Here is a 15,440-nt window from a genome sequence, read left to right as displayed (position 1 = left end):
AATCATTCACAGTATTTACGTTCTTTCCCATACATTCCCCTGCCAAACCACCTGACCGCCAGATACATCACAATCCGTTTCCACTTCGGCACGCCAGGCACGGTCATTCCATCAAGGAATATCAAATCGGCTTCTTTTTTCGTGCGCAGCGCATTGTCGTAAAGGTAGTCGTGGATTATTGCCGCTTTAGCGTATTTGCCGTCTGGCGGCATGACTGACCAGAAGATGCGTGGAACGATGGCGAGATCAGTTACAAATCCGGCTGGTACGCTGATTACGTCGCTGTTGTCGTCGCTGAGGTAAAATTCAAAAGGTTTATGTACACGCCAAAGGTAGTGGCCAGGCATTTCAAGAATGGCCGGGGTTGTGAAGCAGCTCATAATACATTCCTTAACGGTTTCCGGCCAGCCAACCACGTAATCCAGTACAGCCTGTGCGTTGGTGAGACTGTTCACTTCGTCCTTCATCTGCCGCTGGCGTTCGTGGATTTTAAAACCCACCAGTACCATGTTTTGTTGCATAGCGGCTTCGAGTTTAATCAGTTCGTCTGCGCTCATTGGCACATCGATGTTATCTGCATCCGTCCAGAAGAATCCTGGCGGTAGCGCTCCCTGTTTTGCCACCGCCGTTACTGGCGACAGTCGGTCCTGCGACGCTTTACCGCAGTCCCAGTGGTGATCATTCAGTGTGAACGGGTAGTTACCGTTTTCCTGCGCATTACGCCACGCATTAATCTCAGCGTATTTCTGACCAAGTACGGTCGCAAGGTCAGCCACCCACTGACCGTTTTTAAATTTATCTATTGGTGATGTGGGAGCCTGTGTGGTGGTGTTCTCCGGTAACGGGCCGGGTTTTGAAATATAAATCGGGTTGCCGGTTTGCGTGTCGCACACTGTTTCGCCGCGATGGTCTTCGTTCAGACTCCACGTTTCGGTTTCAGAGTCAAATACAGCAATATGACTGGCTGGAATATCAGGAGGGGCAATATCGGTACAGTTTGACGGTAATCCGGTATGTGGCGCTACCGTCGGCAATATCCAGTCCGGCAGTGCCTGTCACCATTACCGAAACATTACTGCCTTCACCGGCACTCCAGACCTGCGCGACGATACGGTAATGCTCCTGGATATTTTGTGTCTGCGGTAACAGTGAACAGTCCAGATACAACGAACTCAGTTCCGGATCATCCCCGGTACCGGCGATAATCCCTGTGTTCTGGTCGTTAACACTGGCTGTGATGGCCCTCTCCCTGAAATACCGCTCCACAGCATTTAGCAACTCATCCGGTTTACGGTTACCGATGAATGATTTTCGTGAGGCAATTGTGGAAGGAAGAATAACAACGAATCCGGTTGAGCCAACCCGAGCACCTGAAATTAAGGTTGCCAGGGAACGCTTGCAACTGGAAACGTATAACGCCACACGAGCGGCAGCAGAGCATATGCCTGCATGGTTCCCTCTCGCGATGGATTTAGCGCTCGTTACTGGTCAACGTAGGGAGGATATCGTAAATATGAAATTTAGTGATGATTTTGACAACCGCTTATACGTAACTCAGATTAAAGCCGGAATGAAAATAGCCATTCCCCTCTCCCTGACACTTCAGGCAACGGGGTTACGTCTGGGAACGGTAATCGATCGCTGCCGACTGGTAAGCCGAACTGATTTCATGATCAGTGCCGGAATCAGGAAAAATAGCCCGACCGGGAATATTCATCCGGATGGATTGACAAAGACATTTGTAAAAGCAAGAAAAGCCTCCGGCGTTAACTTCAGCAATAATCCACCGACATTTCACGAGATCCGAAGTCTGGCCGGGCGGTTGTACAAAAACGAGCACGGCGAGGTGTTCGCCCAAAAACTCCTGGGCCACACCTCAGAGAACACCACGAAACTCTATCTCGATGAGCGTGATGATAAAGCTTATATGATGCTCTAATACTCCAATTTTCGTTGTGAAATAAATGTTAAATTTAATTTGATTGTGATATAACCAAAAAGACCGGAATACAGAAATTCGGACAAATTTCGGACATTTTCGGACAAGCGTTTTTAATTGTTTGATTTGTAAGGAAAATAAAAAGAGACCGAATACGATTCCTGTATTCGGTCCAGGGAAATGGCTCTTGGGAGAGAGCCGTGCGCTAAAAGTTGGCATTAATGCAGGCTAAATCGCCTTGCCCTTTAAGAATAGATGACGACGCCAGGTTTTCCAGTTTGTGACGAAGGTGATTGAAAAAACCTGGCGTTTTGTCTGTCATCAGAGATAAAAAAACCGTAAGCCTTTTCGTGAAGGTTTACGGTTTTTTATTAAAAATCAGTCAGCTATTGGATGGATCACAAAGCTTTTGCGCACGTTCGATAAACGGCGCCAGACTCATTTTCTCACCGGGCTTCGCCGGGTTATCGATTTGAATGACAGCGATAGGCTGAGCGCGCGTTTTACCCTCCGCTACTTGCTGTTCGGCAATGGCATTCAAGGGATACTGCACCAGCGTACTGGGGTTGATCACATAGAGCGCCTGGCCAGGCCGACAGGTCAACATGACCTCTTCCCGATTAAACGCCCACTTGTCTTTTCCTACTTCAAAACGACTTACGGTAATCACCTGCGGCGCCGCCAACGCTACGCCCGAAGTGGCCAGCAGAAGCGCCGGAAGGAGTATTTTTTTCATTCGTTATGCCAGTCCATCAGAAAGGTTCGAGGGTTGCAAACAGGCTGACGATCGCCAGAACTATGCCTCCAACTCCCCATTCAATTTGCGTCATCCTGACAAACCATAGGTCAGTCCGGGGATTTTCCTGTCGCATACGTGGTACGAGAACATACCGATTCGTCAGCGCAATTGCTACCATAAGCACCACCAGCGCACATTTTAACAAAAGCAACTGTCCATAGGTGGTCTGCCAGATAGCGGTAAATCCCGTGATAAATAGCGTGTTGCCAATGCCTGTGAGCAATACGCCCGCCACAAAAAAGTGACCATAACGAGAAAAACGCATCATGGCGCTAATGGCATGTTGACGCCAGCGTCCCTGAGCCATGCGCATACAATAAACCACTGGCAACAGCCCGCCAAACCAGGCTGCGGCACAGAGCAAATGCAGAGCATGGTTAATTTGCTGTAATGTTCCCGCTACACCATCGCGCATCGTCGCATGTCCAACGCCTGCCAGCAGGATAAACTGAGCAACGGTTAGAATAAGAAGCCGTCGTTGCATTTTTACCGGCGCAATGACTACCACCACCAGCGTGACCAGCGCGAGGATAATTTGCCATATCCAGACCGCGCCAAAGCGGGTTTGCAGTACCGCGCCCCACACCGAGACGGAAAAAACATCGGGCCAGCCGCCGCCCATCAGTCCGCCCTGAATCGCCAGCATGAAAGCCGCGCTGATAACGCTCCAGGCGGCGGCATGTCGTTGCAGATGTAAAAATCGACGCGTCATTAAACGACGAATTGATGCGGGTGCCAGCCAGGCGCCGTAAAGCGCGCAGCCGTAGACCAGCATCAAACTAGCAAAATGAATAAATCGGAGAGTTATCCAGACGAATGTCAGCATCATTTATTTCACGCTGAAGGTGTATTTCCCTTTTGTTTTATGCCCATCCACCGACACAACGTGCCAGTCTACCGTGTAAGCGCCAGATTTTAACGGCTGCTCAAGCGGGATAATCAACTGCGTTTTATCCTGTTCATTTCGCTTTGCCGGGCGCGTTTTGATGAGCTCTTGCTGAGGGCCTGTAATGGTTGCGCCGCTGAATCCTGGCTCAATCCCTTCAGAAAAATTCAGGGTCAGCGCCTGTGGCGAGGCCGTAACGGCAGCATTCGCCGCTGGATACTGATGCGTCAGGTGCGCATGTGCCCAGGCCGCTGGCGTCGCAAATGTCGATGCCAACAGCAGTAAAGCTAAACGTCGCGATGGTGCAGAAGAAGCCATATTCACTATTCCTTTTTGTTATACCTACGTTACAAAGAATAACCTTCAACAATCAATGAGTCGAGGATCATCATTTCCATCTTGCCATTACCGCGGACTCTTAGTACCTTCTGGCGGCAACAAAAAAGGAGACGCGTATGAAAACGAATCTGGCTCAGCTTGAACAAGCGGAAATGGATAAAGTCAATGTGGACCTGGCGGCAGCCGGGGTGGCATTTAAAGAGCGCTACAATATGCCAGTTGTCGCGGAGGTGGTCGAACGTGAGCAGCCAGAGCATCTACGCGCCTGGTTTCGCGAGCGGCTGATTGCCCATCGTCTGGCTTCCGTATCACTATCCCGACTCCCTTACGAACCCAAAGTTAAATAAAATTATATAACGTTACACTTCCTTACATGCAGACGACTACATTATAAGGCGATTCTTAACCTATGCTTTTTAGAATGGCTGTAGAGACTATGAAAAGGAAGTCATTATGTCCTCCTGGAAAATTGCTGCTGCGCAGTATGCGCCCCTGAACGCCTCGCCGGCGGAGCATGTCGCCCATCATCTGGAATATATTGAGCTTGCGGCTCGTCAACAGTGCGAACTGCTGGTCTTTCCGTCACTGTCGCTATTAGGCTGCGACGAAAGAAATAAATCGTTGCCCGCCCCACCTGACGAGGCGCTTTTACAGCCGCTCACTCATGCGGCCGATACTCACCATATGACTATCATTGTGGGTATGCCTGTTGAGCATAACTGCCGCTTCGTAAAAGGCATCGCTATTTTTGCCCCATGGCTAACGTCGCCGCTCATGTTTCACAAAAGTCATGGCGCCTGTATTGCCAGGCAGCGAAGCGCTATCAACGTGGTGGATGAGCAGCCAGAAGGTGGTGATATAGATCCCTCATTTACGTTATTCACAACCAGTCAATGTCTTAACGAACCTGAACTCCATGCTTCTACCTCACGCTTACAACGTTTTTCGCATAAATATGCGCTGGCCGTACTGATGGCCAATGCCTGTGGCAGTAGCGCGCTGTGGGATGAAAGCGGGCAACTTATTGTTCGTGCCGATTGCGGTTCGCTATTACTGACGGGTCTGCGCACAACCGAGGGTTGGCAAGGCGATATCATTCCATTACGCTAAGGTCTTTCGGTGAGGAATGAATCATGTTGCGGATTATAGACACGGAAACCTGCGGGCTGCAGGGTGGGATCGTAGAGATAGCCTCTGTTGATGTCATTGATGGCAACATTGTCAATCCCATGAGTCACCTGATACGCCCCGATCGCCCTATTACGCCGCAGGCGATGGCGATACACCGTATTACCGAAGCCATGGTCGCCGATAAGCCGTGGATTGAAGATGTCATACCGCTTTATTACGGTAGTGAGTGGTATGTCGCTCACAATGCCAGTTTCGACAGACGCGTATTACCTGAATTGCCGGGTGAGTGGATCTGTACCATGAAGTTGTCGCGACGCCTGTGGCCGGGAATAAAATACAGCAATATGGCGCTCTATAAATCGCGCAAACTAAGCGTACAAACGCCGCCGGGGCTGCATCATCACCGGGCGCTTTATGATTGCTATATCACCGCCGCCTTGCTGATTGATATTATGCGAACCACCGGCTGGACCGCGGAAGAAATGGTCAATATCACGGGCCGTCCTGCGCTGTTAACCACTTTCCCGTTCGGTAAATACCGCGGTAAGGCGGTATCTGAAGTCGCAAAACGCGATCCGGGCTATTTACGCTGGCTTTTTAATAACCTTGATAATATGAGCCCGGAACTTCGCCTGACGCTTAAACACTACCTGGAAGATGTTCAGGCTGACGAGCAACGCAGCAATGGAACACCACAATAACCCGAGACGCTCACAAGCCGTTGCGGGCGCGCGCGTCTATGCGCTATGTAAGGTTCCCTGCGCCAGGCCGATTAAAAAGGCGAACTCCAGCGCGACGCCTTCGTAGGATTTAAACCGCCCCGACTTACCACCGTGCCCGGAGTCCATATCCGTACATAACAGCAGCAGACGTTGGTCCGTTTTTAGCTCGCGTAATTTTGCCACCCACTTCGCCGGTTCCCAGTATTGCACCTGGGAATCGTGCAATCCTGTCGTCACCAGCAGGTGCGGATAGTCCTGCGCTTTGACATTGTCATAAGGACTATAGCTTTTCATATAGTCATAATACTCAATATCCTGCGGGTTCCCCCACTCTTCAAACTCTCCTGTCGTTAGTGGGATCGACTCATCCAGCATCGTGGTTAATACATCAACAAAGGGTACCTGGGCAATAACGCCGTGGAAAAGCTCGGGGCGTTCGTTGATAGCGACGCCCATTAACATTCCGCCCGCGCTCCCGCCCATCCCGTAACACAGCGACGGCGAACCGTAACCCAGTTTTAATAAGGCATCGCAGGCATCAAGATAATCATTAAAAGTATTCCGCTTTTTGAGGAATTTGCCATCTTCATACCACTGCTGCCCCAGCTCACCGCCGCCGCGAACGTGTACGATTGCGTAAACAAAGCCACGATCCAGCAAGCTCAGTCGGCTGCTGCTGAAGTCGGCGTCAATACTGGAACCGTAAGATCCGTAGCCGTAAACCAGAAGCGGATTTTGCCCTTTACGAAAATACTTCTGATGATAAACCAGCGATACCGGCACTTCGACGCCGTCGCGCGCGGTGATCCACAGGTGTTCGCTCTGATAACAGCCAGAATCAAACCCAGGCACTTCCGTCTGTTTAAGTACCCGTCGCTCTCCGGTATCCATATCCAGTTCAAACAAGGTATCTGGCGTCGTCATTGAAGAATAGCCGTAACGCAGCCGGGAGGTCTCAGGTTCGGGATTATAGGCAAGCCACGTCACGTAAGCCGGATCGTCAAAGGCAATGCCTATCACTTCACGGGTTTTACGGTTAATTTGCCGCAGGCTGGTAAGCCCCCGTTGACGCTCTTCTACCACTAACCAGTCGGTAAACAGGGTAAACCCTTCCAGCATAATATGCTCGCGCGGAGGGATCAGCTCTTCCCAGGCGTTTTCATTGCGCACGCGGGTACGGTACAACCCAAAGTTTTTACCGTTCCGGTTAGAACGCAGGTAAAACTTATGTTGATAGTGATCGAGACTATATTCATGGTCTTTGCGGCGCGGTAAAAATGAAAACGGCTCGGCATCGGCCAGTTCCGCGTCAAGTAACAGCACTTCGCTAGTGGTGGCGCTGGCAAGATGAATCACCACATAATGCTGCGAAGTGGTTTTATGCAGGCTGACATAAAAGGTATCGTCTTTCTCCTCATATACCAGTTCATCTTGCGATGACGGAGTGCCAATCGTGTGCCGCCAAACCTGATAGGGCAGCAGCGTCTTCTTATGCTTACGCACATAGTAAAGGGTCAGGGAATCATTGGCCCAGACAAATTCAGGCGCAACGTTATCCAGCAGTTCCGGATACCAGTTACCGCTTTCGAGGTTACGAAAACGCAACCCATACTGACGACGGGATAAATAATCTTCTGCCAGCGCCATAATGGTATTATCCGGCGTAATGGCAAGTCCGCCGAGCGTATAAAATTCGCTGTGCGCGGCCCGCTGGTTCGCATCGAGCAAGGTTTCCCACACATCCCACTCTTCGCTTAACGCCGATTGTCGTTGATAGATGGCATATTCGCAGCCGGGTTCATAGATATAACGGTAGCGATAGCCGTTTTTCACATACGGAGCGGAAACTTCTCTGGGCGGGATGCGATCGATAATTTCTTTTAGAATGCGGTCCTGTAACGCCTGCTGAGAGGACATGACCTTCCGGCCATACTCATTTTCCTGATGCAGGTAATCAAGGACTTCCGGCTGCGAGCGAGTGTCATCTCGCAGCCAGTAATAATTATCAATGCGCGTATCGCCATGTACGGTCATGGCATAGGGAATTCGATTGGCTTTTGGCAACATGTCGTTTTTTCTTTTGCGTTAATATTTGTTATATATCACGCGGCAAACACAGCGGCGTAGCATGGTAGTCCCGGTCGCTCACCTCGGTAAGCGCCTGAGATGTCACTGCTTCGCCGCTATCCTGCAACATGAATGACGTAAACTATCCATCCTATAAGGGTGGCAAAAGACACGCATGATGCAAGCGAAACATGTTACTTAATGGCAGGTTATCAGCCTGGTAGCGCCTGTTTTTGCTGCTGCAAGTCCTGCTCGATACCGTCCCGAACCTCCTGAGGAATTTTTAGCGCGTCTCCTAACGCATTCAGATAGCTACGTTCCATAAAGTGGTCAATATCAATGGCGGCGCAGCTCAGGAAGTAGATTTCCAGGGCTTCTTCTTCATTGCGAACACCCTGTGCCAGACGTTGTGGATCAAGCGGCTGCTCAATAGCTTTCTCGATAAACACACGCCCTTGCTCTTCTACACCTGATTCTCGCAGTTGGTGCTCAATCGCCGCGCGTTCTTTGGCATCAATATGCCCATCGCTTTTTGCAGCAAAAACCAGCGCCAGGATCAGTCGCTCAGTGCGAACATCCAGCGGCGTACTTTGGCTGCCGAATTGCGGCTCCCCCTGATGCGCAGCGCGTACTTTATCTTTGTACTTATTCCACAATACGGAACCCGCCACCGCGCCGCCGCCCACCAGCAAAGCGCCAGTACCGTATTTGGTTAATAATTTGCGCGAAGACTTATTGGCGACCAACAGTCCAGCCAGACCGCCCAGCGCGCCGGGAACCAGCAGTTTATTTAACCCATGTTCACCGGAAGGCGATGCGGAAGCGCCTTTTTGCCCAAGAAGTGATTGTAATTGGTTCAACCAGTTAGCCATAGTACCCCTCAAATACAGACCAATAATGGTCAAGCGTACCTGAGGGGATGTCAGGAATTGTCTGTTCCGGCAAAAGAAGCGCAAATTACGCTGCTAGCGGGGCTTATATTCCGCCTTGCCGGCTTTGCAATCAACGATGACCTGATAATGAATATCGGCACTTTTACCGCGAACAGTTAGCGGAACTGTCCATTTATCATTTTGACCTACAACGTCCTGCACATTAACCCACGCAACCGGGTCAGCCTGCCCGACCTTTTTTTGGTCGTCTGCCCACCGCACGATACGATTTTGCTGGTAGTCGCGCTTCACGCTTGCCGCAATCCCGGCGGCATCCAGCCCTTCGCACTGCGGAAACTTAACCGATTTACTCTCGGTGGATGCCGCAAATGCCGATACGCTGGCGGATAACAACAGCAGGCTCAACAACGCTCCTCTTTTATTCATACTTTTCTCCTTAGCACAATGATTCAGGAAAAGCATGGTACAAAACGCCGGGAGCGCAAGTGTGGGTTCAGGCGGCTTGCTTTTTCGTTTTACTCGCGGCGTCCTTTTCAACCGCCTGCGGAGAAGGCAACTTACCGGTTTTGAGGATAGTGCTTAACACCTCTTTATGTTCCGCCAGCCACAGCGACAACGCCTCGCGCTGTCCATCTTCCAGCACGACTGGCGACTGCTCAAGCCAGGTATCAAGAAGATCGGCAGTATCGAGCATTTTGTCCCAGGCGTCGGCTTCCTTTTTACTGGTAAATGACATCTTCTCCTCACCCTCGCGAATGACTACGTATTTAACTTCAACCGCCATTTTGCAGCCCCTTATTTACCTGTGTTTATATACAGTATATTGCAAGGCAGCAAGAAAAGCAATCTATTCGAAAAGACATACGCAAACGTTTTCGTATATACTGCGCGCAGGTAAATAAGGGGACAGAAATATGACGCTATTAGGCACTGCGCTGCGTCCGGCAGCAACGCGGGTGATGTTATTAGGGGCAGGAGAATTGGGAAAAGAGGTGGCGATTGAATGCCAACGCCTGGGGATCGAGGTTATCGCCGTCGATCGCTATCCTGATGCTCCCGCCATGCATGTGGCTCACCGTTCACACGTCATTAATATGCTGGACGGCGAGGCGCTACGTCATGTGATTACAGAGGAAAAACCGCATTATATCGTGCCGGAAATAGAAGCGATCGCCACCGATACGTTGCGCGAGCTGGAGGGCGAAGGGCTGAATGTCGTGCCTTGCGCCCGTGCAACGCAGCTCACGATGAACCGCGAAGGGATCCGTCGCCTGGCCGCAGAAGAATTAGGACTGCCGACATCGACGTATCGCTTTGCCGACAATGAGGCCAGTTTTCATGATGCGGTAGCCGCAGTGGGTTTTCCTTGCATCGTCAAACCGGTCATGAGCTCTTCCGGCAAAGGCCAGAGCTTTATCCGCTCGGCCGAACAGCTCGCGCAGGCATGGGAGTATGCTCAACAGGGCGGACGCGCTGGCGCGGGTCGCGTGATTGTGGAAGGCGTGGTTAAATTTGATTTTGAAATTACGCTGCTCACCGTTAGCGCCGTCGATGGCGTGCATTTCTGCGCGCCGGTCGGTCATCGTCAGCAAGATGGCGACTATCGCGAATCCTGGCAGCCACAGCAGATGAGTGAACTGGCGCTGAAGCGGGCGCAAGAGATTGCCCGTCATGTGGTACTGGCGTTAGGCGGTCATGGTCTGTTCGGCGTTGAACTCTTCGTCTGTGGCGATGAAGTCATTTTCAGCGAAGTCTCCCCTCGCCCGCACGATACCGGAATGGTCACGTTGATTTCTCAGGATCTCTCTGAGTTTGCGCTGCATGTGCGCGCCTTTCTGGGAATGCCCGTAGGCGCTATTCGCCAGTATGGTCCTGCTGCCTCGGCCGTGATTCTGCCGCAGCTTACCAGTCGAAATGTGACGTTTGATAATGTACACGCGGCGGTAGGAGCCGGAGTACAGGTACGGCTGTTTGGTAAGCCTGAGATCGACGGCACCCGTCGTCTTGGTGTAGCGTTAGCGACAGGTGAAAACGTTGAAGAAGCGGTGATAAGAGCGAAAAAGGCCGCCAGCCGCGTGACGGTAAAAGGCTAATGCGTCATCGCCTGATGGCGACGTTAGCGCATTTTTATCAGGCCTGCCAGATCGCCACTCGTAAGCCCGATAAGCAAGCGCCATCGGGCATTTAACGGCTTACTGCTTCGCGCCTTCTACCGCTTCGCGCGCCAGTTTGGTGATGCGATCGTAATCACCCGCTTCCAGCGCGTCGGCCGGCACCAGCCAGGAACCGCCGATGCACAATACGCTTTTCAGCGCCAGATAGTCACGATAGTTTGCCGGAGAGATGCCGCCAGTTGGGCAGAAACGCACCTGAGAGAACGGACCGGCAATCGCCTGCAACGCTTTAGTGCCGCCATTCGCTTCCGCCGGGAAGAATTTGAACTCTTTCAGACCATAGTCCATGCCCAACATCAGCTCAGAAACGGTGCTAATACCGGGAATCAATGGGATAGTGCCTGCCGTCGCGGCTTTCAGCAGTGGCTCAGTCAGTCCCGGGCTAATCGCAAACTGCGCGCCCGCTTCCGTCACCTCCGCCAACTGCTGCGGATTGAGAACGGTTCCGGCGCCGACAATCGCTTCCGGCACTTCTTTAGCGATAGCGCGAATAGCATCCATCGCGCAGGCCGTACGTAAAGTCACTTCCAGAACGCGAACGCCCCCGGCCACCAGCGCTTTAGCCATCGGCACCGCGTGCTCCAGTTTATTGACTACAATGACCGGGACAACCGGGCCGGTGGTCAGGATTGCTTCTGCACTTGTTTTCCAGTTTTTCATCGGAATTCTTCTCTCGCCTGATTACTAGTGTGTCATCTTAAAAAGTGATACAGGTTGCGCCCTGCTCCGCACCCGACAGCTTTTCGCGCAGCGCGCCAAACAACTCACGCCCCGTTCCGACGCGCGACGCGCTCAGGTCCGGAATATGAGGCTGACGAGCGGCAAGTTCCGCCTCGTCGACCAGCAGAGTTAACTCACCTGTCTGCCCATTCACGCGAATGATGTCGCCATCGCGCACTTTTGCCAGTAAGCCGCCATCGTAGGCTTCCGGCGTTACGTGGATAGCTGAAGGCACTTTACCCGAAGCGCCTGAAAGTCGTCCATCAGTAACTAACGCGATTTTGAAACGGCGGTCCAATAATACACCAAGTGGCGGCATGAGTTTATGTAATTCTGGCATTCCATTCGCTTTTGGTCCCTGATGACGCACGACAACGACACAATCCCGGTCAAGCAGGCCCGCGTCAAACGCAGGCAGCACATCATGCTGACTTTCAAATACCATGGCAGGCGCTTCAATGATCTGGTTTTCAACCGGTACCGCAGACGTCTTCATTACTGCGCGCCCCAGATTACCGCTTAGCACCTTAGTACCGCCGTGAGGAGAGAACGGCTTATCAAAAGAGGCAATGACATCGTTATCCAGTGACCTTTCCGCGCCTTCACGCCAGTCCAGCTCGCCGTTGTTGAGCCAGGGCTCCAGCGTATAGCGTTTCAGGCCGAAGCCTGCGACAGTGTTAACGTCTTCGTGCAACAATCCGGCATTGAGCAGCTCACGCATCAATACCGGTACGCCGCCCGCCGCCTGGAAGTGGTTAATGTCCGCCGGACCGTTCGGGTACAGACGCGCCATCAACGGAACCACTTCCGACAAATCCGAGAAGTCATCCCAGTTGATCAGAATGCCCGCCGCGCGCGCCATTGCAACCAGATGCATGGTGTGGTTGGTGGAACCGCCGGTAGCCAGCAGCGCGACAATGCCGTTCACCACGACTTTTTCGTCGATCATTTTACCGAGCGGCATCCACGTATTGCCGTTGCCGGTAAGACGTGTTACCTGACGTGCGGCAGCGGCAGTCAATGCCTCGCGCAGCGGCGCATCCGGATGCACAAACGAGGAACCCGGCAACTGCATTCCCATAAACTCCACCACCATCTGGTTGGTGTTGGCGGTGCCGTAAAATGTACAGGTGCCCGGCGCATGGTAAGAGGCGGCTTCTGACTCCAGCAGCGCCATTCTGTCTACTTTTCCTTCCGCATATAGCTGACGAATACGGACTTTTTCTTTATTCGGCAGGCCGCTCGCCATCGGGCCTGACGGAACAAAAATCGCGGGTAAATGACCAAAAGAGAGCGCGGCCATCGCCAGCCCCGGAACGATTTTGTCGCATACGCCGAGGAATAACGTGCCGTCAAACATATTGTGAGAGAGGCCTACTGCTGCCGACATCGCTATCACTTCGCGGCTGAGTAATGACAACTCCATGCCATCCTGCCCTTGCGTAACGCCATCGCACATTGCCGGTACGCCGCCTGCGACCTGACCTACCGCATTCACGGAATGCAGGGCCTGACGAATAATTTCCGGATAATGTTCATACGGTTGATGCGCAGAGAGCATGTCATTGTAGGAGGTGATGATGGCGATATTATTGCGCAACATACTTTTCAGCGAGGCTTTGTCCTCTGGCTGACAGGCGGCAAAGCCATGCGCCAGGTTGCCGCAGGCCAGTTGAGATCGGTGGACCGTGGCGGTTTTCGCCTGCTCAATGCGGGCAAGATAGGCTTTTCGGGTCTGCTGCGAGCGTTCGACAATGCGCTGTGTTACGCGTAACAAATTAGGATTCATAGAGGCTCCTGAAATTTATCTGTCCGGCTACCGGGTTTACCATGCGTTTCATCAATGTGGAAAGACAGTGAAATACATGATGTCCGGTGATAATGGGGCAAAATCGTTTCAGGCAGTGTAATAAAAAAAGCCTCGCAGGTGAATCCACACGAGGCTTAAAAGTGCAAAAATGATTCTACAATCTGTGTTAGATCATGTTACCGGTAAAATACCACCTAAGAGTGAGTGGTAAATTTACTCAAACTCATTCCACGAACGACCGTCACGGGTAATCATCGCCACGGACGCTACCGGTCCCCAGGTGCCCGCCTGATACGGCTTCGGCGCGTCGTTGTCCATCGCCCATGCTTCGGTAATGGAGTCCACCCACTTCCAGGCTTCTTCCACTTCGTCACGGCGGACAAACAGCGCCTGAATGCCACGCATCGTTTCCAGCAGCAGGCGCTCATATGCATCCGCCAGGTGCGTCTGATTAAAGGTCTCGGAGTAGCTCAGATCAAGCTTCGTGATCTGCAGATTATGCTTATGATCCAGCCCCGGTACTTTGTTAAGCACCTGAATATCTACGCCTTCATCCGGCTGCAGGCGAATCGTCAATTTGTTCTGCGGCAGGTCTTGCCAGGACTCTTTAAAGAGGTTCAGTTCAGGCGTCTTGAAATAAACCACGACTTCAGAGCACTTGGTTGGCAGACGCTTGCCGGTGCGCAGATAGAATGGCACGCCCGCCCAACGCCAGTTATCGATGTCGACGCGGATCGCGACGAAAGTTTCGGTGTTGCTGCTTTTATTCGCGCCCTCTTCTTCCAGATAGCCCGGCACCTTTTGCCCCTGCGCAAAGCCCGCGGTGTATTGACCACGAACCGTTTTTTCACGCACGTTGGAGCGATCAATCCGGCGCAGCGATTTCAACACTTTGACTTTTTCATCGCGAATACTGTCGGCGCTCAGGTCAGACGGCGGTGACATGGCAATCATGCAGAGAATTTGCAGCAAGTGGTTCTGGATCATATCGCGCATCTGACCGGCCTGGTCAAAGTATCCCCAGCGCCCTTCAATCCCCACCTCTTCCGCTACGGTAATCTCAACGTGATCGATAGTGCGGTTATCCCAGTTATTAACGAATAACGAGTTGGCAAAACGCAGCGCCAGCAGGTTGAGAACCGTTTCTTTGCCCAGATAGTGGTCGATACGATATACCTGGCACTCTTCAAAGTATTCGCCGACCCGATCGTTAATCTCACGCGAGGTCGCCAGCGAAGTACCCAACGGTTTCTCCATCACGACACGCGCCGGTTTGGCGTTGAGTTTAGCCTCCCCTAACCCTTTGCAAATAGCGCCAAACGTGCTGGGCGGCATCGCAAAATAGTTAATGGTGGTACGGTTTTTTTGATCCAGCATATCGCCCAGGCGACTGAACGCAGGCGTATCGTTAACGTCAAGATTACAAAAATCCAGACGGCCGCTCAGCGTATCCCACAAGCCTTCATCAATTTTTTCCTTCATGAAGGTTTCCAGCGCCTCACGCACGACGTGGGTATAAGCTTCTTTATCCCAGTCCGCGCGCCCCACCCCAATGATCCGGGTATCCGGATGGATCTGGCCGGCTTTCTCAAGCTGATACAGGGAAGGCAGCAGTTTCCGGCGCGCCAGGTCGCCTTTCGCGCCGAAAATGACCAGGTCACATGCCTGGGCTGTTTGCGTTACCGCCATGTCATTCTCCTCAGTTAATCTCCTGGTACTTTAGCCAGGATATCGTTGTAATTTTATTACACAGCACTGTACTGCTTTTACGAGATTACGGAAACCGTAAACGCCTTTTCATAGGTGAACCGGCGTTTGATTGGCAATATAATCGGCAAAACGCCTAATAAAATTGTCGCTTTTCCACACAAGCTGGAACTTAAAATCCGACGTCGGTCATGTAATGAAAAAAAACGACACCTTTTTTAGCCATTTTGCCCCCTTTGACAGCCGCCAGGAG

The 15,440-nt window shown here is 52.0% G+C and carries 15 protein-coding genes and 3 pseudogenes; 5 read left to right on the top strand and 13 right to left on the bottom strand.

Translation table 11 applies throughout. The annotated features are described in order from the left end of the window. Positions 1-2: 2 nt before the first annotated feature. The 3 genes and pseudogenes from LCS67_RS09740 to LCS67_RS09730 form a co-directional block, all read right to left on the bottom strand. Positions 3-380: a DUF1353 domain-containing protein gene (locus tag LCS67_RS09740; protein WP_042842358.1), complete on the bottom strand. Its 378-nt coding sequence runs from the start codon at positions 378-380 to the stop codon at positions 3-5. A gap of 18 nt (positions 381-398) precedes the next feature. Beyond that, positions 399-1,049 (bottom strand): annotated as a pseudogene (locus LCS67_RS09735) (DUF4376 domain-containing protein); the annotation flags it as partial. Beyond that, positions 1,021-1,308, bottom strand: a pseudogene (locus LCS67_RS09730) (hypothetical protein); the annotation flags it as partial. The pseudogenes LCS67_RS09730 and LCS67_RS09735, both read right to left, overlap by 29 nt. Here LCS67_RS09730 and LCS67_RS09725 point away from each other — a divergent pair. Then, positions 1,307-1,939: pseudogene (locus LCS67_RS09725) on the top strand (tyrosine-type recombinase/integrase); the annotation flags it as partial. The pseudogenes LCS67_RS09730 and LCS67_RS09725 sit on opposite strands and share 2 nt — an antisense overlap. A gap of 382 nt (positions 1,940-2,321) precedes the next feature. On the opposite strand, the gene LCS67_RS09720 reads toward LCS67_RS09725, so the two are convergent. The 3 genes from LCS67_RS09720 to yobA are packed head-to-tail and all read right to left on the bottom strand — an operon-like array spanning position 2,322 to position 3,942. Continuing rightward, entirely contained in the window at positions 2,322-2,675 is a 354-nt protein-coding gene (locus tag LCS67_RS09720; RefSeq protein ID WP_000722368.1) for a YebY family protein, read from the bottom strand. Between the two features lie 16 nt (positions 2,676-2,691). Beyond that, on the bottom strand, positions 2,692-3,567 hold the full coding sequence (copD, locus tag LCS67_RS09715) for a copper homeostasis membrane protein CopD (RefSeq protein WP_000979696.1): 876 nt from the start codon (positions 3,565-3,567) through the stop codon (positions 2,692-2,694). Next, positions 3,568-3,942, bottom strand: coding sequence for a CopC domain-containing protein YobA (gene yobA, locus LCS67_RS09710; RefSeq protein ID WP_000168393.1), 375 nt, complete (start codon positions 3,940-3,942; stop codon positions 3,568-3,570). A gap of 137 nt (positions 3,943-4,079) precedes the next feature. Here yobA and LCS67_RS09705 point away from each other — a divergent pair, with 137 nt between their 5' ends. From LCS67_RS09705 to exoX, 3 genes are all read left to right on the top strand, one after another. After that, positions 4,080-4,310, top strand: coding sequence for a DNA polymerase III subunit theta (locus tag LCS67_RS09705; protein WP_000856225.1), 231 nt, complete (start codon positions 4,080-4,082; stop codon positions 4,308-4,310). 106 nt (positions 4,311-4,416) lie between these two features. Continuing rightward, complete coding sequence (locus LCS67_RS09700; protein ID WP_000100257.1) at positions 4,417-5,073, top strand: carbon-nitrogen hydrolase family protein; 657 nt, start codon at positions 4,417-4,419, stop codon at positions 5,071-5,073. A 23-nt stretch (positions 5,074-5,096) separates the two neighbouring features. Further along, positions 5,097-5,795, top strand: a complete 699-nt coding sequence (gene exoX, locus LCS67_RS09695; protein WP_000944280.1) for an exodeoxyribonuclease X — start codon at positions 5,097-5,099, stop codon at positions 5,793-5,795. A gap of 36 nt (positions 5,796-5,831) precedes the next feature. Here exoX and ptrB read toward each other — a convergent pair whose 3' ends face one another. The 4 genes from ptrB to yebG form a co-directional block, all read right to left on the bottom strand. Beyond that, a complete protein-coding gene (ptrB, locus tag LCS67_RS09690; protein WP_000936990.1) occupies positions 5,832-7,883 on the bottom strand; it encodes an oligopeptidase B in 2,052 nt (683 codons plus the stop codon). A gap of 212 nt (positions 7,884-8,095) precedes the next feature. After that, positions 8,096-8,755 (bottom strand): tellurite resistance TerB family protein, encoded by a 660-nt coding sequence (locus LCS67_RS09685; RefSeq protein ID WP_000024703.1) that lies wholly within the window; start codon positions 8,753-8,755, stop codon positions 8,096-8,098. Between the two features lie 93 nt (positions 8,756-8,848). Beyond that, positions 8,849-9,202 (bottom strand): protein YebF, encoded by a 354-nt coding sequence (gene yebF / locus LCS67_RS09680; protein WP_001042123.1) that lies wholly within the window; start codon positions 9,200-9,202, stop codon positions 8,849-8,851. Between the two features lie 67 nt (positions 9,203-9,269). Next, positions 9,270-9,560 (bottom strand): DNA damage-inducible protein YebG, encoded by a 291-nt coding sequence (gene yebG, locus LCS67_RS09675; RefSeq protein ID WP_000257723.1) that lies wholly within the window; start codon positions 9,558-9,560, stop codon positions 9,270-9,272. 130 nt (positions 9,561-9,690) lie between these two features. Between yebG and purT the strand changes: the two genes are divergently transcribed. Continuing rightward, positions 9,691-10,869, top strand: a complete 1,179-nt coding sequence (purT, locus tag LCS67_RS09670; RefSeq protein ID WP_001529220.1) for a formate-dependent phosphoribosylglycinamide formyltransferase — start codon at positions 9,691-9,693, stop codon at positions 10,867-10,869. A 99-nt stretch (positions 10,870-10,968) separates the two neighbouring features. On the opposite strand, the gene kdgA is transcribed toward purT, so the two are convergent. From kdgA to zwf, 3 genes are all read right to left on the bottom strand, one after another. Then, a complete protein-coding gene (kdgA, locus tag LCS67_RS09665) occupies positions 10,969-11,610 on the bottom strand; it encodes a bifunctional 4-hydroxy-2-oxoglutarate aldolase/2-dehydro-3-deoxy-phosphogluconate aldolase (protein ID WP_000800497.1) in 642 nt (213 codons plus the stop codon). 37 nt (positions 11,611-11,647) lie between these two features. Next, positions 11,648-13,459: a phosphogluconate dehydratase gene (edd, locus tag LCS67_RS09660; RefSeq protein ID WP_023196805.1), complete on the bottom strand. Its 1,812-nt coding sequence runs from the start codon at positions 13,457-13,459 to the stop codon at positions 11,648-11,650. 234 nt (positions 13,460-13,693) lie between these two features. Then, positions 13,694-15,169, bottom strand: a complete 1,476-nt coding sequence (gene zwf, locus LCS67_RS09655) for a glucose-6-phosphate dehydrogenase (protein WP_000301711.1) — start codon at positions 15,167-15,169, stop codon at positions 13,694-13,696. Positions 15,170-15,440: the final 271 nt, after the last annotated feature.

This window comes from Salmonella sp. A7 (assembly GCF_020181675.1).
Taxonomy (GTDB): Bacteria; Pseudomonadota; Gammaproteobacteria; order Enterobacterales; family Enterobacteriaceae; genus Salmonella; species Salmonella enterica.
Note: the sequence above shows the minus strand (reverse complement) of the source record. Positions and strands in the feature narration are given on the sequence as shown.

Excerpts from the sequence above, each read along its gene's own strand:
- LCS67_RS09740 (WP_042842358.1), bottom strand. The coding sequence starts at position 380 with ATGAGCTGCTTCACAACCCCGGCCATTCTTGAAATGCCTGGCCACTAC.
- LCS67_RS09720 (WP_000722368.1), bottom strand. The coding sequence starts at position 2,675 with ATGAAAAAAATACTCCTTCCGGCGCTTCTGCTGGCCACTTCGGGCGTA.
- copD (WP_000979696.1), bottom strand. The coding sequence starts at position 3,567 with ATGATGCTGACATTCGTCTGGATAACTCTCCGATTTATTCATTTTGCT.
- yobA (WP_000168393.1), bottom strand. The coding sequence starts at position 3,942 with ATGGCTTCTTCTGCACCATCGCGACGTTTAGCTTTACTGCTGTTGGCA.
- LCS67_RS09705 (WP_000856225.1), top strand. The coding sequence starts at position 4,080 with ATGAAAACGAATCTGGCTCAGCTTGAACAAGCGGAAATGGATAAAGTC.
- LCS67_RS09700 (WP_000100257.1), top strand. The coding sequence starts at position 4,417 with ATGTCCTCCTGGAAAATTGCTGCTGCGCAGTATGCGCCCCTGAACGCC.
- exoX (WP_000944280.1), top strand. The coding sequence starts at position 5,097 with ATGTTGCGGATTATAGACACGGAAACCTGCGGGCTGCAGGGTGGGATC.
- ptrB (WP_000936990.1), bottom strand. The coding sequence starts at position 7,883 with ATGTTGCCAAAAGCCAATCGAATTCCCTATGCCATGACCGTACATGGC.
- LCS67_RS09685 (WP_000024703.1), bottom strand. The coding sequence starts at position 8,755 with ATGGCTAACTGGTTGAACCAATTACAATCACTTCTTGGGCAAAAAGGC.
- yebF (WP_001042123.1), bottom strand. The coding sequence starts at position 9,202 with ATGAATAAAAGAGGAGCGTTGTTGAGCCTGCTGTTGTTATCCGCCAGC.
- yebG (WP_000257723.1), bottom strand. The coding sequence starts at position 9,560 with ATGGCGGTTGAAGTTAAATACGTAGTCATTCGCGAGGGTGAGGAGAAG.
- purT (WP_001529220.1), top strand. The coding sequence starts at position 9,691 with ATGACGCTATTAGGCACTGCGCTGCGTCCGGCAGCAACGCGGGTGATG.
- kdgA (WP_000800497.1), bottom strand. The coding sequence starts at position 11,610 with ATGAAAAACTGGAAAACAAGTGCAGAAGCAATCCTGACCACCGGCCCG.
- edd (WP_023196805.1), bottom strand. The coding sequence starts at position 13,459 with ATGAATCCTAATTTGTTACGCGTAACACAGCGCATTGTCGAACGCTCG.
- zwf (WP_000301711.1), bottom strand. The coding sequence starts at position 15,169 with ATGGCGGTAACGCAAACAGCCCAGGCATGTGACCTGGTCATTTTCGGC.